Origin of the sequence: Pedobacter jeongneungensis, assembly GCF_039538295.1 — a bacterium.
GTDB lineage: Bacteria > Bacteroidota > Bacteroidia > Sphingobacteriales > Sphingobacteriaceae > Pedobacter > Pedobacter jeongneungensis.
Genome location: NZ_BAABBY010000010.1, coordinates 167380 through 188392 on the forward strand (window position 1 = coordinate 167380; position 21013 = coordinate 188392).

Sequence of the window (21013 nt, forward strand, 5' to 3'; positions counted from 1 at the left end):
CGCTCATTTACCTGTTAAATATCCCATGAAAAGTAAATTTCTATTTTTTCTTTTGCTGATTTCTGCCAATAATTTATTTGCACAGGATCAGAAAACAGATTCACTAAATAATAAGCCAAAGAAAGAAAACTTTGCCGATGACTGGGCAGCCCTTACCAAATACCAGAAAGAGAATGAACTTTTGCCGCCAACAAACCGAAAAGAAAAACGCGTAATATTTTTGGGAAGCTCGATTTTCGAATTCTGGAAGCAAAAAGATCCTGAATATTTTAACAATAATTCTTATGTGGACAGGGGCATAAGCGGACAGATTTCGCCACAGTTGCTGATCCGTTTCAGGCAGGATGTAATTAACCTTAAACCAAAAGTGGTCATTATTTTAGCGGGTAGCAATGATATTTCGGGCAATACCGGGCATGTAACCAACGAAAAAATTCTGAACAACATCAAATCGATGGCAGAACTGGCTCGCTTACACCACATTAAAGTAATACTTTGTAAGTATTTACCTGTTTACCAATATCCATGGAACAAAAGCATTGAACCTGCTGAAATTATTGTTTCCCTGAACGAAATGATTGCTGCTTACGCAAAAGAAAAAAACTATACCCTTCTGGATTATTGGACCCCATTGGTTGATGAACGCAAGGGGCAACGACCTGAATTAACGGTTGATGGTGTACACCCCAACCTTGCCGGCTATAAGATTATGGAAGGTGTAACGGATGCGGCGATCAAAAAAGCGCTGAAAAACAGGCACTAAGTTAAGTTTATTGGTTGATTAGTCATTAGTTCACTAGTCAGTAGTTTATTGGTTAGCTTGATGCAGGAATTTAACCACTGTAAACAGAAACTAAATTTTCCTTTGCTGTCATTCTGAACGCAGTGAAGAATCTTTTGATAAATTAAATTCCGTGTTTTCCGTGAATCTGTGGCTGGAAATTCATTGGTTCATTAGTCATAAATTCGATTGGTCAGCACGATGCAGAAACTTAATTCCTGTAAATTAAACTGATTGTCATTCTGAACGCAGTGAAGAATCTTTAAATTAAAAACCAGTTTAACGGCCTTTCGACTCTGCTATCATTAACAAAATACAACAAAGCATCGTCATCTTGACTGGAATGCAGTGGAATGGAGAGATCTATACTAGATTTCCCGGCTTCGTTGTACTAAGCTCGAAATGACGGGATTGTGAGAGAACAGAGTGAAGAATCTTTTAATAAAATAGAAGCCAATGGTAAATAAGATCATTCATTACATTCAGGATGACAAGTCGCAAGAGTTACTTCTAATTTAATAAGTCGTCATCTCGACTGGAACGCAGTGGAATGGAGAGATCTACACTAGATTTCCAGGCTTCGTTGCACTACGCTCGAAATGACGGGATTGTGATAGAACAGAGTAAAGAATCTTTTAATAAAATAGAAGTCAATGGTAAATAAGATCCTTCATTACATTCAGGATGACAAGTCGCAAGAGTTACTTCTAATTTAATAAGTCGTCATCTCGACTGGAACGCAGTGGAATGGAGAGATCTACACTAGATTTCCCCGTTTCGTTGCACTACGCTCGAATGACGGGATTGTGAGAGAACAGAGTGAAGAATCTTTTAATAAAATAGAAGCCAATGGTAAATAAGATCCTTCATTACATTCAGGATGACAAGTCGCAAGAGTTACTTCTAATTTAATAGGTCGTCATCTCGACTGGAACGCAGTGGAATGGAGAGATCTACACTGGATTTCCCCGCTTCGTTGCACTACGCTCGAAATAACGGTAGTAAAAATGAGCTTGGCGACCAACTACTTCCTGTAATTTATTTATTTTTATGAATTTTCAATAATATTTGAAAGTTTAATAAATTTAATTTACTTTTACATCGTGAGGGAGAAATGAAACATACAAAAGATTAAAAACGCCGTAAAAATGGCATATTTTTTTAATCTTTATTTTCAATTTTTACTGAAAGTTAAATAATTTAAGTGGTAGGTTATGGATTATAATATACTCGGATATGGCATCTTTATAACGGTTATCGTGTTCATTATCGTAGTGGTAGGGAAGATCTGCTACCGCAACGGAAATATCTTTGTAGCCGAACTCATTCCCGATCATTTGGACCTTTGTCAGCAGATTAACAAATCACTGTTAGTCTCTTACTACCTGGTAAACATTGGCTATTGTGCCATGACATTGGTAGGCTGGGAGACGATCCGTTCTTCGCAACAGTTGGTAGAAGTAATGGCGGTAAAAGTGGCCACCATTGTATGTATCCTGTCTGTTCTTCATTATTTAAATATCTATTTGCTTACCAATACCATACATAAATTAATAAAATAACACCTTAAACTTTTCATCATGGAAACGACAAAAATTTTAATCGGCTATGCAGTTTATTTACCAATTGCTTTTTTTCTGACTTTTTATGTTTCAAAAACGCTGTTCAAAAACAGTAAAATCTATATGCTTGATATTTTTAAAGGGAGGGAAGAAATCGCGAATGCGACTAACAAACTTTTCGAAACAGGCTTTTACCTGCTCAATATCGGTTTCGCACTGTTGATTATGAAGATTACGATTGGCGCAAACGATTACCGCAGTTTAGTTGAAGCGCTAAGTTCTAAAATAGGTGGTTTTGCCATTTACTTAGGGATTATGCTATTTATCAACCTGTATTTCTTTTTCAGGGGGAAACGCAAAGCGAAAGAAAATCAAAGACCTGTGCCTTTTCAGCCTGCATAGATTATGAGAAAAATTTGTCATCCTGAGCCTGTCGAAGGGCCTACTTAGATTTATCGTAAGCGTTTCTACAAGCTCAACGTGACATTTTTGAAAGAAAATTAAATTAAGATAGCCTCTTACTTTTGAAGTTATCTTTTTCCAATCCCGAATTGTTTTAAAACATTTCAATTGCGCTCTCAAACAAAAAAGTCCCGATTTTTATCGGGACTTAGTATTAATCTAGTTTTTTGTACCTGATGCGTTTCGGCGTAACATCACCCAAACGTTTCTTACGGTTTTCTTCGTAATCTGAGTAGTTACCCTCGAAGAAATAAACTTCAGAGTTGCCTTCGAAAGCGAGGATATGCGTACAAATTCTATCTAAAAACCACCTATCGTGACTGATTACCACGGCGCAACCGCCAAAGTTTTCTAAAGCTTCTTCCAGTGCTCGTAACGTATTTACGTCTATATCGTTGGTAGGCTCATCCAGTAGCAATACGTTTGCTCCTTTTTTCAAAGTGATGGCCAGGTGTACACGATTACGTTCACCACCAGATAAAATGCCTACTTTTTTCTGCTGATCGCCGCCATTGAAGTTGAATTTCGATACATAAGCACGTCCGTTAACCGCTTTAGTACCCAGTTGGATATTATCTAAACCATCGGTAATATTTTCGTACACCGTTTTATCGGCATCCAGATCATTGTGCATCTGATCTACATAACCCAGTTCTACCGTTTCTCCTACGCGGAAAGTACCGGCATCAGCTTCTTCCTGTCCGGTAATTAAACGGAACAAAGTAGTTTTTCCCGCACCGTTTGGACCGATGATACCCACAATACCTGCGGGAGGCAATGAGAAGTTTAAATTATCGAATAATACTTTATCACCATAAGCCTTGGTTACGTTTGTGGCTTCGATGACTACATTACCCAAACGCGGACCTGCAGGAATAAAAAGTTCTAATTTATCTTCTCTTTCTCTGCCATCCTCTGAGGCCAGTTTATCATAGTTAGCCAAACGTGCCTTAGATTTTGCGTGACGTGCTTTTGGTGCCATGCGTACCCATTCCAACTCACGCTCTAAAGTTTTCTGGCGTTTGTTTTCTGTTTTCTCTTCCTGAGATAAGCGTTTTGCTTTCTGATCTAACCAGCTGCTGTAATTTCCTTTCCATGGAATACCTTCGCCGCGGTCTAACTCTAAAATCCATCCGGCAACATTATCTAAGAAATACCTGTCGTGGGTAACGGCAATTACGGTACCTTCATAGTTCTGTAAGAATTGTTCTAACCAATCGATACTTTCTGCATCAAGGTGGTTGGTAGGCTCATCCAATAATAATACATCAGGGTGTTGCAGCAATAAGCGGCACATGGCCACACGGCGGCGCTCACCACCAGATAATACTCCGATTTTGGTTTCAGGATCAGGACAACGCAAGGCATCCATTGCTCTTTCTAATTTCGAATCGATTTCCCAGGCTCCTAATGCATCAATTTTATCCTGAAGTTCGCCTTGTCTGGCCATCAGTTTATCCATGGCATCCGGATCAGAGTAGTTTTCTTCTAGACCAAAAGCCTCATTCACTTCTTCGTATTCTTTTAAAATAGCAGTTACTTCGGCTACACCTTCTTCAACTACTTCACGGACGGTTTTTTCAGGATCCAGAATCGGTTCCTGTGCCAGATAACCAACAGAGTAACCCGGTGAGAAAACCACCTCGCCCTGATAAGACTTGTCTAAACCGGCAATAATTTTTAAAAGGGACGATTTACCAGAACCGTTTAAACCGATTACCCCGATTTTGGCCCCGTAAAAGAAAGAAAGGTAAATATTTTTTAAAACCTGTTTTTGTGGCGGGTAAATTTTATTTACACCTGCCATTGAAAAGATTATTTTTTCGTCAGACATTATAAGATATGTGATTTAATTAGTTTAATGTTTTTTCTTTAAGATAATAAAGGTAGGATTAACTTTTAGATTGCCTTAACCTCACTACAATAACAGCTGTACTGAAATTGTTTGCAAAGATAACAACAAGCCCATAACAAAACGGTTTGTTTGGCTTATTTATCTACTGGTATTAACATTTTCTCCATTTATGTGGAGAGTAGAGTTAGATCCATCTATCTGACTGATGATTTTAACTTTCAACAACGGACTATTGCAAATTGCTGTTTTTAAAGCGGCGGGACTAAAAAAATATTTTTTTGAAAAAAGACTTAAAAAAATATATCTTAGTAGTGTGAAATAAAATAATACATCCCATGAAAACAATTAAAAAATTAATTTTTGCAGGCACTGTGGCCTTATCGTTAGCCACATTTTCATCAAATTCAGTCAGCGCTCAAAGTAAAACCCTGAATTCTGTTTCGGAGAAACCAGTAGCAAATACGTTCGGTTCAGAAATAGAACCTGGTCAGGTTATTGGTAACACAATCGGAGTTCAGGACAGGAGGGGCCCCGGTTACTGGGTTCAATTATTTAACGTGTACCTTGATGTGTACCTTAAGTATGGCTACTCGGCAAGTGAAGCGATAGATCGTGCCCAGGCATCGGTTTACCGGGAGATTGAAATTTACTACGGTGTAGAATTGTAGTGAATATAGCAAGGGCTTTCTTTGGTGAAAGCCCTTTTTTGTTAATTTTACATATGCCAATCAGTCCTCAAAAATTTCGGCAGCATGCCTGTTAAAGTTTAAGGGATTAAGTGTGCAGCACTTAGTTTTTTAAACAGATCAAAAAACGATTCCTCTGTATCTTGAAAAATAGTAAAACCTAGTTTTCTGCTTTTCGACATATCAGTCATTACTTCAATTGGTCTCCCCAGGTCAAGATCGGTGTGCCAGGCCGATGCCAGACGGCTTAATTCCTTTTCTCTTAATTGATATTTTTCTGCAATCTGTTTCCAGGTGTCAGAATCGTTATTCATTTCTAGTTCCAGTGGCCGGATTTTATCTTCAAAACCTATTGGTTCAACCCCAAAATAAGCTGCTATACGTTTCCATAACCGGCTCCAGCGGAACACATCTCCGTTAACCACATTAAAAGCTTCGTTACGGGCTGCATCAGTAGTAGAAGCCCAGATCAGGTGCTCTGCCAATATCCTGGCGTCGGTAACATCCGAAATGCCGTTCCATTGTGCGGATGAACCCGGCCATTTAAACGGTCGACCTGTTTCTTTACAGATGGTGGCATATGCAGCCAGTGTAGTTCCTAAATTCATAGCATTACCAACTGCTTTACCAATAACGGTATGTGGCCTGTGGATGCTCCAGGTAAAACCATCGCGTGTTGCTGCGGCATATACTTCATCTTCCTGTGCATAATAAAAATTTTCAAGGTCTAACCTCGGATGTTCTTCCCTCAGGGGTGTTTCAGGTAAAAAACCTTCTTTTGCATAGGCTTCAAACGGCCCGAGGTAATGTTTTAATCCGGTTACCAATGCAACATGCTCAACCGATCCTTTTTCTGATAGTACGTCTAAAAGATTACGCACCATCAAACTGTTAACCCTGATGTTTTCGGCTTCAGTATCGTTGCGCATCCAGGTAGTGATATAAACGTGGGTGGGTGCTATATCTGCCAGGGCCTGTTTAAGGCTTATAATATCTAAAAGATCTGCCGCAACGGGATTAAGTTTCTCAATTTCTGTATTTGGTGTCCGCGACAGGCCATAGGTTTTCCAGCTTTTTGAAATCAGGCTTTCTGCCAGATTACTTCCGGTTATGCCGCTTGCCCCAACTACTAATGCAATTTTACTCATGATGTTATAATTTTAAGCAAAATTAGCCTGGCGAAGATAATTCATACTTGACCTGGATCAGATAATACACTTGATCTGGATCAAGCAATCAGTAATTGAAGTTCTTTCAATGAAAAATTTATCTTTGCCTAAAGATTATCTCGCCCATGATTAATGTACTCTTCAGCCATATTGAGGAAAAAGTTGCGCTTACAGATAAGGATCGGGCGGAAATAAAAACCTTTTTTTCGCCTAAAAAATTAAGGAAACGTCAGTATTTGCTGCAGGCAGGCGATGTTTGCGGGCACCTGGCATTTGTAGCAAAAGGGCTCCTACGCACTTATAATGTTGATGATAAAGGCGATGAACACATGAGTGTTTTTGGCTGGGAGGGCTGGTGGATCTCAGATTTAAACAGCTTTTTGTCAGGTGAGCCTGCTTTATTTAATATCGATGCCATAGAAGATTCGGAACTCTTTATGATTTCGCGTGCAGATTATGATGCTTTAACAGTGGCTGTTCCCATTATGGACCGGTATTTTCGTTTACTTTATGAAAATAGTTTAGTTACCAAAGAACGGAGATTGATGAGTTCCATTACACATAGCGCTGAAGAAAAATACCTCTTACTGGCTGAATCGAATCCGCAGATTATTGAACGTTTACCGCAGAATCTTATAGCCTCTTATCTTGGAATTGCGCCTGAAACCTTAAGCCGTATTAAGCGGAATTTAGCGCTGAGAAAATGAAAAATGCGGAGTTAAACACTCCGCACCAATATAGATTTAAGGATCCGGTTATTAACGATTAACTTTTAGTAAAAAACTCCCAGCCGGAAGCAGTAGCACGGGTACAGGTCATGGCTTGTGTACCATTTTCGCTCGAAAGATATTTTCCGTTATTGCCCCTGAAAGCAATTTTGCCGTCTGCTGCAACTACCCAGTCGAATTTTTCCCAATCGCTGATCGTGGCACGATTACAGGTAACAGCCTGTGTGCCATTTTCTGATGATACATATTTACCCATACTTCTTAAGGCTACTTTGCCACCGCCGGCATCTACAATAGTAAACTGTTCCCAGGCCTGCGCCGTTGTGCTTGTACAGGTCATCGCCTGCGTGCCGTTCTGGCTGTTAACATATTTATTGTTAAATCCTTTAAGGGTGATTACCGTTCCATAAGGGATGCCTGATCCGCCATTGTTTACACGGGCAATTATGGCATCATTAATGGCGCTAAGTAACGAATTACCCCCTGTAGCATCCGCGTTCAGGTCCCAGATCATGATTCCGCCGGTTCGGTCGTATGCCAGGTTTGTTTTATTTTTGATGGTAGGAATGCCGTTGTAACCAATGTTGCCAAAGGTATCTGAATTCGGACTTCCGCCCTGAGCAAGAATATCTTTATAATCGAGGTATGAAGAAGAGGAGCGGCCATAAAAAGGTACGCCTAAAGTAGTTTTAGCTGCCGAAAGCCCTCTGTCTTGCCAGTAATTAATGGAGTTTACCGCATAATTATAGGTAGAGTGATTAGCGCCGCCACCATCATAAGCCATAAGGTTAAGGAAATCTACAGCATTAAAAACAGCATTCTGGATACTTCCGCCATTCTCAGAAACTACTGCTGCAGTGAGCAGTTTTCCATTGTTATGCAATGCTGTGCTTAATTGTTGCATCAGGAGTGTGTAGTTATTGGCCGAGTTTCCATTATCCGGATATTCCCAGTCAATATCTACCCCATCGAGGTTATACTGATTTACGAAATTGATCATATTATTGGTAAAATTGGTTCGGTAGCCCGAATTTGCGGCCAGGCTTTCGAAAGCACTGTCATTCCCATTATTCCACCCGCCAACTGCTATCAGCACTTTTACACCAGCGGCGTGGCCAGCGCTAACCAGGCTTTGCAGTTTGGAAGGATTTTCCACAGGCTGCAATCCACCGGTCGAATTTGGCAGTACGAAAGCATAGTTTACATGGGTAAGTTTACTAAATTGAATCTGGTTAACGGCTCCTGCCCACGATGGCATATAACCCACCACTCTGAAAGAGGTGCCTGCAATAAGCGAACTAACTGCCATTTCCTTTTTTTTACCTTCAAACAGATCTGTTTCCTGTTCAGGATTCATCTCCGATTTTTTACAGGAATAAAGAACAGTAAGGGCCAGCAATGTGCCAAGCCATGTTTTTGTTGCATTTCTCATAAGTTTTTAATTAATTGGTTAGTGATTTATTTAGGTTATTTATCTGATTATTCTTATGATAAGCCTTATTCAGGTATGGCTGAAGCGCATAGCTTCATAGCTCACTGTACAAATCGTGATGCCTAATAAACTAATTTCGATAACCTTATCTATGCTAATGTAAAATAATTATACAGATTATGTGGGTTTAATATTACATAATAGTAGCTTATGCTTCTTTTGACGCAGTTCTAACGATTGAAATAGTTGAGAGGAGCTCGGAGTCGGTAAATATCAGGTAGTTAACCGTTTGTATTAAAGGGGTATAACAGCATTTCAATAGGTTTTTTTTGAAATAATATTAACCCGGAATTCAGATATTTTAATGATAATTGCTGTATGGAACCAGAAAATAAAAATATGCCCCCCGTTTTCTATTTAATTTACAGCAGTGTAGAAAGTAAGGTGTTTGATGCCGACATGATTAAAACCTTAATTAACCAAAGCAGAGATTTTAACAAACAAAATGATATTACCGGTATTTTACTATATGTTAAAGGTCAGCAGATTACCAAAAGTAAAGGCAGATTTATGCAATTGCTGGAAGGTGATGAAAGAATTGTGCGTAAGCTTTATAAAAAAATAATGAAAGATACCCGACATGAATCGGTTGTTTTACTACAGATTGGCAAGTATGATCAATGTATTTTCAGCGATTGGGGTATGGGTTTTGAAGATTCAGACGATGAAACTTTTCAATCGATATCCGGGCATTTTAATTTAAATGATATTATCGAATACTGTAACAAATCAGCACCATCTGATGCTCCGCTACAGTTTTTACGGAGTTTTTATAATGAGGTATAGCAATATTTGGGCTTAATCAAATTATAGCTTCATAATTTATTTCAACCTTATGGAGTTGCAATAACTAAAGTTTCACTATAAAAAAAATCAGTTCCATCATCCATTTTCCATCTTCCGTTTTCCATCCTCCATCTTTTCTCTTAATAGTAAAAGTATCGTTAGGCATATTTTGATCAATATTAAGAAGTTAAGAAAATTAAGGTTTCACTATAAAAAAATCAGTTCCATCATCCATTTTCCCTCTTCCGTTTTACATCCTCCATCTTTTCTCTTAATAGTAAAAGTATCTTCAGGCATATTTTGATCAACATTAAGAAGTTAAGAAAATTAAGGTTTCACTATAAAAATCAATTCCATTATCCATCTTACCTCTTCCATCTCCATAAAGCTCTGTAACATCGTTTTTCCAAAACAAAAACAACCTCTCAACAGTTATTTTCGTATTAATATTGTTGTATTCATTAATAGGGTTTCAATGTTATTGATAATTGTCTGGTTAAATTGTTAAATGATGTCACGTTCTTTTTGTTTTTCTGTCAAAACTTGTAAATTGCTTTAGTAAAAAGCAACAAATTGTCAGTTATTCGAATCGAAAAAATCCTTACAATAAACCGACAAATGATATTTAAGGGGGAAGATACTTAATTAATTCCCTTTTAAAACCTATAAAACAGTTATTACGTAGATAGATATATATTTATCAGGACGATATTCATACCGTATTTTTTAGGTTGGGGGATATGTTTACTGCCTTTTATCCACCCGTATGGCGCAATTGTTGATAAAATAAACAAAATGGTACAGTCGCTTTTTATAATTTATTTTATAGTTTAGGGACGTAGCTGTTAAGAAAGGTATTATGGAAGCAAAATTTTCACCACAGGTTAAAGATGTAATCTCTTTTAGTAGGGAGGAAGCGCTCCGCTTAGGGCATGATTACATTGGAACCGAACATTTATTATTGGGCCTCATCCGCGAAGGCGATGGTATGGCTATAAAAATTTTACGATCGTTAGGGGTTGATACCGGTAAATTGCGCCGCTCAATTGAAGATGCCGTTCGCGGTACTTCGAGTGTTACAGTAAACTTAGGCAATATTCCATTAACAAAACAGGCAGAAAAAGTTTTAAAAATCACTTATTTAGAAGCTAAAATATTTAAAAGCGATTTAATTGGCACCGAACATTTATTGTTATCGGTTTTGAGAGATGATGATAACATCGCCTCACAGATCTTATTACAATATGGCGTTACTTATGATGTTTTTAAACAGGAGGTTGAAGTGAATAAAAATGGTTTCAGAGATGATATCTCAAACAGCGCTTCTACAGGAGGCGATGACGATTACCGCGAAGAAGAAAGCTTTAGTACACCTAAAAAGGTTTCGGATATAAAATCTAAAACCCCGGTTCTGGATAACTTCGGTCGTGATTTAACCAAGGCAGCTGAGGAAGGTCGTTTAGACCCGATTGTTGGCCGCGAAAAAGAAATTGAGCGTGTATCGCAGATTTTATCCCGCAGGAAAAAGAACAACCCGATTTTAATCGGTGAGCCAGGTGTGGGTAAATCGGCAATTGCAGAAGGTTTAGCCTTGCGCATTGTACAGCGTAAAGTTTCGCGTGTGCTTTTTGGCAAACGTGTAGTTACTTTAGATTTGGCTTCGTTGGTAGCCGGTACAAAATACCGTGGCCAGTTCGAAGAGCGTATGAAAGCCGTGATGAACGAACTTGAAAAATCTACAGACGTAATTTTGTTCATTGATGAGATCCATACCATTGTTGGTGCTGGTGGCGCATCGGGTTCATTAGATGCATCTAACATGTTCAAACCTGCTTTGGCAAGGGGCGAAATTCAATGTATTGGTGCTACAACTTTAGATGAATACCGTCAGTACATTGAAAAAGACGGCGCTTTAGACCGTCGTTTCCAGAAAGTGATGGTTGAGCCTGCTACTCCGGATGAAACCGTTGAGATTTTAACCCGAATTAAAGATAAGTATGAGGAACACCATGGTGTAACTTATACAGACGAAGCCATTTTGGCCTGCGTAACTTTAACCTCGCGTTATATTTCTGACCGTTTCTTGCCAGATAAAGCAATCGATGCTTTAGATGAGGCCGGTTCTCGTGTTCACTTAACCAATATTCATGTTCCGCAGAATATTATTGACATCGAGGCGAAAATCGAAGACATTAAGTTAGAAAAAAATAAAGTTGTTCGCAGCCAGAAATACGAAGAAGCTGCAAAACTCCGCGATACAGAGAAAAATTTAATTGAAGAATTAGATAAAGCTAAAGCAGAGTGGGAAGCTGAAACCAAAACCAAACGTTACGAAGTATCGGAAGATAACGTAGCTGAAGTGGTTTCGATGATGACTGGTATCCCGGTACAACGTGTTGGACAAACAGACAGTGCTAAACTGTTAAACATGTACGACAAGGTTGCCGAGAAAATTATTGGTCAGGACGATGCGATCAAGAAATTAACCAAAGCGATTCAACGTACAAGAGCTGGATTAAAAGATCCTAAAAAACCAATTGGTTCATTTATTTTCTTAGGTCCAACCGGGGTAGGTAAAACCGAATTGGCAAAAGAACTGGCCCGTTTCATGTTCGATAGCGACGATTCTTTGATCCAGATCGATATGAGTGAATACATGGAGAAATTCGCGGTATCACGTTTAGTGGGAGCGCCTCCGGGATACGTTGGTTACGAAGAAGGCGGACAGTTAACTGAAAAAGTTAGAAGAAAACCTTATGCCGTAATCTTATTGGATGAGATTGAAAAAGCTCACCCTGATGTATTTAATATCTTATTACAGGTTTTGGATGAAGGACAGTTAACTGATAGTTTAGGACGTAAAGTTGATTTTAGAAATACAATCATCATCATGACTTCTAACATTGGTGCCCGTCAGCTAAAAGATTTTGGTCAGGGTGTTGGTTTCTCTACAGCTGCGAAAACAAATCAGGCCGATTCTCACAGCCGTGGCGTAATCGAAAGTGCTTTAAAACGTGCTTTTGCGCCTGAATTCTTAAACCGTGTTGATGATGTAGTGGTATTTAACAGCTTAGGTAAAGAAGAAATCTTTAGGATTATCGATATCGAGTTAAAAGCATTATTTGGTCGCGTTCATACCCTCGGTTATGAAATTGCACTAACTGATAACGCTAAAGAATACATTGCCGATAAAGGTTTCGATAGTAATTTTGGAGCCCGCCCGTTAAAAAGAGCGATCCAGAAATATTTAGAAGACCCAATTGCTGAAGAGATCCTTAAAGGTGAATTAACCGAAGGAGATGTTTTAGAAATTGATTACGATAAAACTACCGAGCTTATTTCAATCAACCACATAAAGGGCGAGAAGAAAAAAGAAGAGCCGAAACAAGAAGAAGATTCTTCGAGTAAATAAATAAAAAACTCCCGATGAAAATCGGGAGTTTTTTTGTTTTAGAGATTAATTAAAGCGCATTAAAATTTATAGTTGTTTTTAGAGTACGAAAAGGTAGACAGAAATTATTTTTTTTAAAGAAAATCATTGTACCTTTCCTCAAACTATTCACTATTAATGAAATTTAATGTCTTCCCGTTAGCATGCATAGCGCTATGTTGTGCTTTATCCTGTAAAAAAGGAGCTGACGCTACTACAACAACCACTGATCCTGTGGTACTTAATGTCAGCACCAACATCAATAACGACGCTTTACTTAAATTGGTAAACGATACCCGCCTGGCAGGCTGCAATTGTGGTATAACCATTATGCCTCCGGTTGGAGCGCTAACCTGGAATGTTAATTTAGGTGCTGCAGCCATTAACCAAAGCGGTTACATCGCTTCTATTGCAAAACTTACCCACAATTCTGCTAATGGTGAAACTGTTGGTGCCCGTGTTAAAGCTACCGGCTACAATTGGACATCGGTAGGGGAGAATATTGCTTTCGGACAAACTACCGAAGCACAGGTTTTTAACGATTGGATTAAGAGCGAGGAGCATTGTAAAAATATCATGACTGCCTCTTTTAAAGAAATGGGCGCAGCCAAAACGGATAAGTATTGGGTGCAGGTTTTTGCTGCTAAATAACCTAAAACCAATGGCCGTCGTCTCACTTTCTTCGTCCTTTCGACTGTAGCGTACCGATTTTTCATTGGTAGCGAAATGGAGAAATCTATCCCGGAATTGCTCCAAAGATAGATTTCTCGACTCCGCTTCGCTTCGCTTGAAATGACGACTTGAGGGGAGCATATGCTTTAAGATTGCTTCGTCGTTTCTCCTCGCAATGACGATTCTTTTTACATCAACTCCTTTAAAGCCTGATAATACCGATCATAAATTTGAGGTTCGGTATTTAAGAATAAAAATGGCTCAATCAGTTCAAGCTCCATTAATAAAAACTCTCCTTTTACAAAAGTGCCATCAACCCTTGCGTAAAGACAATTTTTTGCAAATAAACTAACATATTCTGCTGCTGTTGCAATTAGTTCTTCATCAGGTTGTTGTGGATGAACTGTGCCACCATGCGCTGGCTGAACCCTGAAATCGCCGGGCTTGGCCTGTTTAATCAACGAATGACTATATACGCCGTTAAAAAAAATGAAAGACCATTCTCCACTTTCCAATATTTCGGGTAAAAAAGGCTGTATAATAAAATCTTCATCCTGGATAAGCTGATTCAATTTTTGGTTTATTTCTTCAACATTTTCATTGGTTACTTTAAAAGTATTTTTTGCACCCCCGCTAATACAGGGTTTTACAATTAATTTATCAGTATTAAATTTTTCGAAGAAAGTTTCAAGCGTTATATTTTCTTGCTTTTTGATAAAGGCACTGGGTATAATTTTTAAGCCCGCCGCTTCAATTTCCTGGAGATAAAGTTTGTTCGAATTCCACCTCACCACATCTATTGGATTAAGCAGTTTCACTTTTTTAGCTTCCAAAAGATTAAGCCATTCATAAAAATCTTCAATCAGGTCGAAATAATCCCAGGGCGATTTTAAAATGGCATGCGAATAGTTTTTCCAGTTAATCTGCTCGTCGTTCCAGATTAATTTTTCAATATTTAATCCTTTATCTTTTAAGAAATGTAAGAGTTTATCATCTTCACTTTCAACAGTAGTAGTATCGTAAGCGCCTTTATCAAGGTAAGTTATTAATGCAATGTTCATGGTGCTAAAACTAAGTTTTATAGGGGTAGATTGCAAATTTTTAAACCATGGAAGGACACAGATAAACATAGATTTTAGATGTGCTGCATCTGTGTTCATCATTTCATTTGTGGTTAATTTATATTTAATAGGACCAAACATTGAGATGGCCGTGATTATAAACCACGGCCCTGAGAGCGGAGGATTTTTCTCCCCGAATATTAAAACAGGCTTACCTGGTTACTTGGAACTTTGAATAAGGTATGATCTAAAATGATATCTTTTACATTTAAGCCATTCAAACGGCAGTGCAGCCTGAAATTATCTCTGATCATTTGTGAAATATTGCCATCACCGCGCATCCGGTCGCCAAAACGGCTGTCGTTTACATTACCGCCGTGGCAACTCTGAATCGAATGCCAGACTTTATCGAAACGATCAGGAAAGTTTTTTCGCAGCCAATCTTCAAATATCTGGCCGATGGCTCCGTTTAACCGCACTACGGTATAACCCGCTTTAATGGCTCCAGCATTAGCCACAGCTTTTAAAATTTTAGGAATTTCATGGTCGCTTAGCCCGGGTACAAGTGGTGCAACCATTACGCCCATGGGTATTCCGGCTTTACTCAACTCCTCTACCACTTTTAAACGTTGTTTGGCCGTTGTAGTACGCGGTTCCATTACCTGCCGCAAATCTTCATTCAAACTATTGATGGAAACATAAACCATGCAGAGATTAAGCTTGGCCATTTCCTGCAAAATATCCTGATCACGAAGTATCAAGGAATTTTTGGTAATCATACCAATGGGCTGTTTATAAGCCAGGGCAATTTCGAGTAACTGGCGGGTGAGTTTAAATTTTCTTTCTGCCGGTTGGTAGCAATCGGTATTGCCCGAGAGTGAAATGGTAGTGGCATCCCAGCCTTTTTTCTCTAAAAACTTTTTAAACAGTTCCGGAGCATCCTTTTTTACAATGATTTTCCTCTCAAATTCTATTCCGGCACTGTAGCCCCAGTACTGGTGCGAGTTGCGTGCATAACAATAAGTGCAGCCATGTTCGCAGCCCTGATAGGGGTTAAGAGAGTAGGCCATCCCCACATCCGGGCTGTCAACCTTATTTACGATGGTTTTCGAATTTTCAAAAATGAAAGCAGTTTTGCGGTCGCTTTCCTCCCAATCATCAATCCCTTCATGATGTTCTTTAACGTAAACATCCTTCAAAAATTTATTGTGTGGATTAACCTGAGCGCCCCGTCCCTTAAAATACTGTTTTTCTTCTTCGCCAATCATAAATTAAAATTACTAATATTTTTAGTAATTTTAAGGATTGAAAAAGGGTTACTTTTCAACAATTTTAGTCAGATCCCATCATCTATTTGCCGTCTTCCATCGTACATCTTCCATCATTTACTTTTTGCAAGCGGGATATAATCCATTGGTACCATATCTGCCACTTTTTCGTAAGCCCAATAGCCTTCAAAAAGGAGTGAGCGCGAATCGTAAATGCCGCCGTTCTCGTAAAAACGGACGCCTTCGCCCGTTAAATTTGCAACCGAAATTTCATTTTCAGGCACATCTAAAGGTCTGAAGATCCAGAAACCAGTTTTAGAGTAGGCCATTGATTCTTTTTCTTTAGTGTATTGAATTAATAGCGCGTCGGTATAACTGATGTACTTTAAGTTCTGGTTGAAATAATGCACCAGCGTATCTGTTAGCACCTCCGCCCTCGAAAATTTATCGATGGTTTTTGGCATTTCCTGCTGTTTCGTCCAAAAGGCCAGTAGGGCGGTATCTATTTTACCCTTGCTTTGCCTGATTCCGGTTTTTTCAGGTACGGCTTTAATTTTTTCTAAATTGGTATTGATTACATATTGCGGATAACGGTTAGGATTGGGGATTTTGATCATTTTATTGATGATAAAACCTTCCTCCTGTGTTTTATTGGCATAAAGCGAACGGAAAAAATGTTGCGAAGAGCCATAATAGGCGATTTCGCGGGCGGCGATGTATTTTTTCTTTTTAGCTGCAGAAGCTTTAAGCTCTTCAAAAAACGGGTGACCAGAGTAATAAATAATGTGTGTGCGCGAATTGTATTCGAAATGATCGAGCATATATTTAAGGCGATAACCTAAAGCTTTATTCTCGACCACTAAAAACTCGGTTGTAGAAACCGTTATGGTACTTTTGGTTACATCATAATCTACATTCAGAACCTGTGGATTTAAAATTTTGCATTGCAATGCATTGGGCGTTTTGCCAATAAAAAACTCTTTAAACTGGTTAATGTATTTCTGCCGGTTAGGATCGGCCCTGATCACTACTTCATCAAGCTGGGCAACATTTTCTTTCAAAACCAATTCTACCTGTACCGATTTATCCGAAATAATTACACTTTTAGAATAGGGGAGGTAGCCCACCAGCTGAACAAGGATATCGTAACTGCCGGGTTTCAGGTTGGTAAGTTTAAAGCGGCCATCATTATCGGCTACCGTTGCAATTTTATAACCACTTAAATAAATGCTTGCACCGGGTAGTCCGTCTTTTTGATCGCGAACCAAACCACTTATTGAGAAGGTATTTTGAGCATCGACATTAGTACCCACGATGATTAGCATAAGGGCTACTAAAAGGCTTTTAATCATAGAGACGAATGTAATTAAAAGGCGTAATATTTATTAAAAAACGCAAAAGATTTTTAACAAATTTAACATTTACAGTTAATAAGAGTTGTCATCCTGAGCGAAGCGAAGGATCTTTTGAATAGAATTAATCCAAAAGTAAAGCCGTTTTTATTTGAAAACGAGCGTTCTGTTTTCCATGGACAAAGTTGCCCCGCCATCGCTTGTAGTCCTCGTTACGCTGCGCTTCACTGTGGGCTACCCGCTCTGTCGGGTTTATTTAACAAAGGTGGGTGCAGCGATGCTACAAAACCCCAGATAGAATTACCGGTTTTGCCAGCAAAACCGGGGAGCACTATGGCTGCTTTTCATAAAAAATAAAAATAATGCATTGAGGTTCTCTGTAACTCATATTTTTACTTTTTCCCCTCCGCATTAACCGGCAATAAATAATCCATCGGAACACTGTCGGCAATTTTTTCCCAGGCCCAGTAACCCGAATAAATCATAGAACGTGGGTTGTAAATGGAGCCGTTTTCGTAAAAATAAACCGGAACAACCTGCAGGCTAATGGTAGAAATCTGATAATCGGGCATATCAAGCGGCCTGGCAATTGATAAACCGATCCGGTTGGCATAGGCAGGATCTTCTCTTTCTCTGGTGTAAACTACATAAAGCTTATCGGTAAAATTAATGCTTTTTATATTCTGGTTCTCCACATGCACCAGGGTATCCTGTAAAATAGGGGCGCGGCTTAAAATGGATATACCACCAGGCAGGTTTTTCTTTTTTATCCAATAGCTTAAAGAATCTCCTATGGTAATGGTTGAAGGCCTGGTTAAACCGGTTTGAACTTTTGTTAAACGTTTAATATTGGCATTAATTACGCTGTCGGATGGTTTATCCGGATTTTCTTTGGTAATCAGTTTATTAATGATAAAGCCATCTTCTGTGGCGTGGTGGTTAAAAATCGACTTAAAAAAGTGTTGTGAAGAACCTAAATAAGCAGTAATCCGCTTTTGTTCCCAAATTTTCTTCCGGCGTACCGATCCTTTTAAATCCTCATAATATGGAAATCCTTCATAATAAATAATTCTCGTTTTACTATCATACTCAAAATTGTTTAATAAGTATTTAATGCGGTAACCGAGTGCCCTGTTTTCGATAATCAGGAATTCATTGGTTTTTACGGTGAGTTTATGTTCTTCTTTATCGTAATCAATAATCAACACGTTTGGGTTGATTAATTTACATTGTTCTGCGTTAGGCGTGGTACCGATAAAGTAACCTTTAAACATTTCGATATAATTTGCCCGGTTCGGATCGGGTTTAATGGTTACCTCAGCTAATTGGGTAATACTTTCTTCTAATGTGAGATCAAGTTTTACCGCATTATCCGAAATCACAACATTTTTATTTAAGGCCTTGTAGCCTATTAACTGCACCAAAATGTCGTAGCTGCCTGGTTTTAATGGCAGGGTGTATTTGCCATCATTATCTGTAACCGTGGCCATTTTATAACCGCTTACATAAACACCTGTACCGGGTAATGCTTCGCCACGTTTATCTTTAACCGTACCTGAAAGCGTATAACTTTGTTGAGCGAAACAAAATTTGCCTATGGTTAATAATGAAAGTAGAAATATAAAAGATTTCATTAATTAAATGTAAACTAATTATTTAGTTTTATCAAGCTGTAGCTGTAAAATATTGGTGCATTTCTTTCTGGTGTCAGATATTACGATCTGATACTGAATCAAATCAATATACTATTTATCTTTTATAAATTCTACAGATACAAGCTTCGTCAGGTGGGAACACCCGACAGCACAACAACATTTCCCTACCATTAACAGATCCATAAGAAAAGTCGTCATCTCGACTGAAACGCAGTGGAACGGAGAGATCTGCTTAGATAGATCTCTCGACTACGTTGCACTCCGCTCGAGATGACGTAATGTAAGAATTAAGCCGTTGCCGTGGTCTGTGTCCTCACAGACCACTCATAATTTATCGATTTTTAGGAATAGTCTGTGGGGACACAGACCATGGCGGTAGATGATTAAGCAAGCAATTCTTTTGCATTTTCAATTGCTGATGCTCCCGGATTTTTACCGCTTAACATTTCTGCAATTACGCCAATACGTTCTTCCTGTTTAAGTTTGCGTATTCCGGTGGTGGTTTTACCTTTATCTTCATTTTTGTGTACAAAATAATGAGATGTACCTTTGGCTGCAATCTGTGGTAAATGGGTTATCGAAATCACCTGCATGTTTTTGCCCAGTTCGGAAATTACTTCGCCAACCTTTAAGGCGGTTTCGCCAGAAATTCCGGTATCAATTTCGTCGAAAATAATCGTTGGTAAGGAAGTGTGTTTAGCCAATAAAGCTTTTATGGCAAGCATTAAGCGTGATAATTCGCCACCTGAAGCCACTTTGTTTACCGGGGCAGGGGCCTGACCAGCATTTGCAGTAAAAAGCAGGTTAATTTCATCAAGCCCGTCTTTATTCAGTTCAGGTAATACTTTTTGATCCAGTACCAGTTTAGCATTAAGCATCCCCACTTTTTTAAGTGTGGCACTGGTTTGCTCTTCAACAATTTTAATTGCTTTTTTACGGTTAGCACTTAATTGACCGGCCTGTTGATGCAGTTCTTTTTTAAGCTGATCGATTTCCTGCTGTAATTTTTCGATATGCTCATCAGAAGACAACAGCATATTCAGGTTTTCTTCCAATTGCTTTTGAAGCGCTAACAGTTCAGTATTATTGCTAAGCCTGTGTTTTTGTTGCAGGGTATAAAACAAATCCAGTCTTTGGTTTACAATTTCTAAGCGCCCGGCACTGTGCAACGTATTTTCTTCTATTGTAGAAACCTCGTCGGTAATGTCTTTTATCTCAATAATTGATGAGCGCAGGCGTTCATAGAGCACGTTAATTGCCGGGTCGAATTTTTCAATACCCTGTAATTGTAAAGAAGCTTCTTTTAAAATCTGCAGGGCAGAAGGTTCGCTCTCGTTAATTAATCCTGAGGCAGTAAGTAAAGCCCTTTTAATGGTTTCGGCATGGGTTAGGCGTTCCAATTCCTGCTCCAGCTCTTCCTGCTCGCCTTCCTGTAATTTTGCCTGTTCGAGTTCGTTAAACAGAAATTGTTCGTAATCCTGTTTGTTACGGGCTTCGTTGGCTTCAGCAATTAATTTCTTTAACAGTGAAGTATCTTGTTTAAGTTTTTTAAATCCGCTGCGGTAATTAAGCAGGAGAGGCTGATGGTTGGCCAATGAATCAACAATCAATAATTGAAAATCGGCGTCATTAATTTCCTGTGTAGCATGTTGCGAATGGATATCGATTAGGTTTTCTCCGATTTGTTTCAGGATAGACAGATTAACAGGGGTATCGTTAATAAACGACCTGGTTTTGCCATCTATAGAAATTTCTCTTCGTAAAAGGCCTTCTTTTGAAAAGTCGAGATCGTTCTCTTCAAAAAGTTCTTTCAGGTTTTCATCTGCCAGTGCAAAACTACCTTCAATAACACATTTTTTATCCTGGTTAAAAAAGTATTTGCTTTCTGCCCGCTGACCTAAAATCAGCGATAATGCACCCAGTATAATGGATTTACCGGCACCGGTTTCACCTGTGATGATATTTAAGCCTTTGTCGAATTCGATATCAAGACTATCAATTAATGCGTAATTACGTATAGAAAGTTTTTGTAGCATGCTAAGCAAAAATATTAA

At 38.8% G+C, this 21013-nt stretch carries 16 protein-coding genes; 8 read left to right on the forward strand and 8 right to left on the reverse strand.

The genetic code is table 11. The features are described from left to right. Positions 1 to 25: 25 nt before the first annotated feature. The 3 genes from ABD769_RS19855 (at position 26) to ABD769_RS19865 (ending at position 2745) form a co-directional block, all read left to right on the forward strand. Positions 26 to 763 (forward strand): GDSL-type esterase/lipase family protein, encoded by a 738-nt coding sequence (locus tag ABD769_RS19855; RefSeq protein WP_344853101.1) that lies wholly within the window; start codon positions 26 to 28, stop codon positions 761 to 763. 1232 nt (positions 764 to 1995) lie between these two features. Continuing rightward, positions 1996 to 2343, forward strand: coding sequence for a hypothetical protein (locus ABD769_RS19860; RefSeq protein ID WP_344853102.1), 348 nt, complete (start codon positions 1996 to 1998; stop codon positions 2341 to 2343). 18 nt (positions 2344 to 2361) lie between these two features. Further along, on the forward strand, positions 2362 to 2745 hold the full coding sequence (locus tag ABD769_RS19865; protein ID WP_344853103.1) for a hypothetical protein: 384 nt from the start codon (positions 2362 to 2364) through the stop codon (positions 2743 to 2745). Between the two features lie 214 nt (positions 2746 to 2959). Here the strand turns inward: ABD769_RS19865 and ettA are convergent, their stop codons facing one another. Beyond that, entirely contained in the window at positions 2960 to 4639 is a 1680-nt protein-coding gene (ettA, locus tag ABD769_RS19870) for an energy-dependent translational throttle protein EttA (protein WP_344853104.1), read from the reverse strand. Between the two features lie 356 nt (positions 4640 to 4995). On the opposite strand from ettA, the gene ABD769_RS19875 reads away from it, so the two are divergent. Further along, positions 4996 to 5328, forward strand: coding sequence for a hypothetical protein (locus ABD769_RS19875; protein WP_344853105.1), 333 nt, complete (start codon positions 4996 to 4998; stop codon positions 5326 to 5328). A gap of 98 nt (positions 5329 to 5426) precedes the next feature. Here ABD769_RS19875 and ABD769_RS19880 read toward each other — a convergent pair whose 3' ends face one another. Continuing rightward, positions 5427 to 6494 (reverse strand): SDR family oxidoreductase, encoded by a 1068-nt coding sequence (locus tag ABD769_RS19880; protein WP_344853106.1) that lies wholly within the window; start codon positions 6492 to 6494, stop codon positions 5427 to 5429. 146 nt (positions 6495 to 6640) lie between these two features. On the opposite strand from ABD769_RS19880, the gene ABD769_RS19885 reads away from it, so the two are divergent. Further along, positions 6641 to 7222, forward strand: coding sequence for a Crp/Fnr family transcriptional regulator (locus ABD769_RS19885; RefSeq protein WP_344853107.1), 582 nt, complete (start codon positions 6641 to 6643; stop codon positions 7220 to 7222). Between the two features lie 58 nt (positions 7223 to 7280). Here ABD769_RS19885 and ABD769_RS19890 read toward each other — a convergent pair whose 3' ends face one another. Then, positions 7281 to 8675, reverse strand: coding sequence for a glycosyl hydrolase family 18 protein (locus ABD769_RS19890; RefSeq protein WP_344853108.1), 1395 nt, complete (start codon positions 8673 to 8675; stop codon positions 7281 to 7283). Between the two features lie 378 nt (positions 8676 to 9053). Here ABD769_RS19890 and ABD769_RS19895 point away from each other — a divergent pair, with 378 nt between their 5' ends. From ABD769_RS19895 to ABD769_RS19905, 3 genes are all read left to right on the forward strand, one after another. Beyond that, complete coding sequence (locus ABD769_RS19895; RefSeq protein ID WP_344853109.1) at positions 9054 to 9521, forward strand: BLUF domain-containing protein; 468 nt, start codon at positions 9054 to 9056, stop codon at positions 9519 to 9521. Between the two features lie 859 nt (positions 9522 to 10380). After that, complete coding sequence (locus ABD769_RS19900; protein WP_344853110.1) at positions 10381 to 12933, forward strand: ATP-dependent Clp protease ATP-binding subunit; 2553 nt, start codon at positions 10381 to 10383, stop codon at positions 12931 to 12933. Positions 12934 to 13089: 156 nt separating this feature from the next. Next, on the forward strand, positions 13090 to 13602 hold the full coding sequence (locus ABD769_RS19905; protein WP_344853111.1) for a CAP domain-containing protein: 513 nt from the start codon (positions 13090 to 13092) through the stop codon (positions 13600 to 13602). A 209-nt stretch (positions 13603 to 13811) separates the two neighbouring features. Here ABD769_RS19905 and ABD769_RS19910 read toward each other — a convergent pair whose 3' ends face one another. From ABD769_RS19910 to recN, 5 genes are all read right to left on the reverse strand, one after another. Continuing rightward, positions 13812 to 14684, reverse strand: a complete 873-nt coding sequence (locus tag ABD769_RS19910) for an ATP-grasp domain-containing protein (RefSeq protein WP_344853112.1) — start codon at positions 14682 to 14684, stop codon at positions 13812 to 13814. A 200-nt stretch (positions 14685 to 14884) separates the two neighbouring features. After that, the gene (locus tag ABD769_RS19915) at positions 14885 to 15952 is read right to left on the reverse strand and encodes a PA0069 family radical SAM protein (RefSeq protein ID WP_344853113.1); all 1068 of its coding nucleotides are present in this window, start codon (positions 15950 to 15952) and stop codon (positions 14885 to 14887) included. Positions 15953 to 16065: 113 nt separating this feature from the next. Continuing rightward, positions 16066 to 17304 carry a carboxypeptidase-like regulatory domain-containing protein gene (locus ABD769_RS19920; protein WP_344853114.1) on the reverse strand — a complete coding sequence of 413 codons (1239 nt, stop codon included), beginning with the start codon at positions 17302 to 17304 and terminating at the stop codon, positions 16066 to 16068. A 392-nt stretch (positions 17305 to 17696) separates the two neighbouring features. Then, positions 17697 to 18938, reverse strand: a complete 1242-nt coding sequence (locus ABD769_RS19925; RefSeq protein WP_344853115.1) for a carboxypeptidase-like regulatory domain-containing protein — start codon at positions 18936 to 18938, stop codon at positions 17697 to 17699. A gap of 404 nt (positions 18939 to 19342) precedes the next feature. Beyond that, complete coding sequence (gene recN, locus ABD769_RS19930) at positions 19343 to 20995, reverse strand: DNA repair protein RecN (protein WP_344853116.1); 1653 nt, start codon at positions 20993 to 20995, stop codon at positions 19343 to 19345. Positions 20996 to 21013 lie beyond the last annotated feature (18 nt).

Coding starts and splice junctions, on each gene's coding strand:
- ABD769_RS19855 (WP_344853101.1), top strand. CDS start 26: ATGAAAAGTAAATTTCTATTTTTTCTTTTGCTGATTTCTGCCAATAAT.
- ABD769_RS19860 (WP_344853102.1), top strand. CDS start 1,996: ATGGATTATAATATACTCGGATATGGCATCTTTATAACGGTTATCGTG.
- ABD769_RS19865 (WP_344853103.1), top strand. CDS start 2,362: ATGGAAACGACAAAAATTTTAATCGGCTATGCAGTTTATTTACCAATT.
- ettA (WP_344853104.1), bottom strand. CDS start 4,639: ATGTCTGACGAAAAAATAATCTTTTCAATGGCAGGTGTAAATAAAATT.
- ABD769_RS19875 (WP_344853105.1), top strand. CDS start 4,996: ATGAAAACAATTAAAAAATTAATTTTTGCAGGCACTGTGGCCTTATCG.
- ABD769_RS19880 (WP_344853106.1), bottom strand. CDS start 6,494: ATGAGTAAAATTGCATTAGTAGTTGGGGCAAGCGGCATAACCGGAAGT.
- ABD769_RS19885 (WP_344853107.1), top strand. CDS start 6,641: ATGATTAATGTACTCTTCAGCCATATTGAGGAAAAAGTTGCGCTTACA.
- ABD769_RS19890 (WP_344853108.1), bottom strand. CDS start 8,675: ATGAGAAATGCAACAAAAACATGGCTTGGCACATTGCTGGCCCTTACT.
- ABD769_RS19895 (WP_344853109.1), top strand. CDS start 9,054: ATGGAACCAGAAAATAAAAATATGCCCCCCGTTTTCTATTTAATTTAC.
- ABD769_RS19900 (WP_344853110.1), top strand. CDS start 10,381: ATGGAAGCAAAATTTTCACCACAGGTTAAAGATGTAATCTCTTTTAGT.
- ABD769_RS19905 (WP_344853111.1), top strand. CDS start 13,090: ATGAAATTTAATGTCTTCCCGTTAGCATGCATAGCGCTATGTTGTGCT.
- ABD769_RS19910 (WP_344853112.1), bottom strand. CDS start 14,684: ATGAACATTGCATTAATAACTTACCTTGATAAAGGCGCTTACGATACT.
- ABD769_RS19915 (WP_344853113.1), bottom strand. CDS start 15,952: ATGATTGGCGAAGAAGAAAAACAGTATTTTAAGGGACGGGGCGCTCAG.
- ABD769_RS19920 (WP_344853114.1), bottom strand. CDS start 17,304: ATGATTAAAAGCCTTTTAGTAGCCCTTATGCTAATCATCGTGGGTACT.
- ABD769_RS19925 (WP_344853115.1), bottom strand. CDS start 18,938: ATGAAATCTTTTATATTTCTACTTTCATTATTAACCATAGGCAAATTT.
- recN (WP_344853116.1), bottom strand. CDS start 20,995: ATGCTACAAAAACTTTCTATACGTAATTACGCATTAATTGATAGTCTT.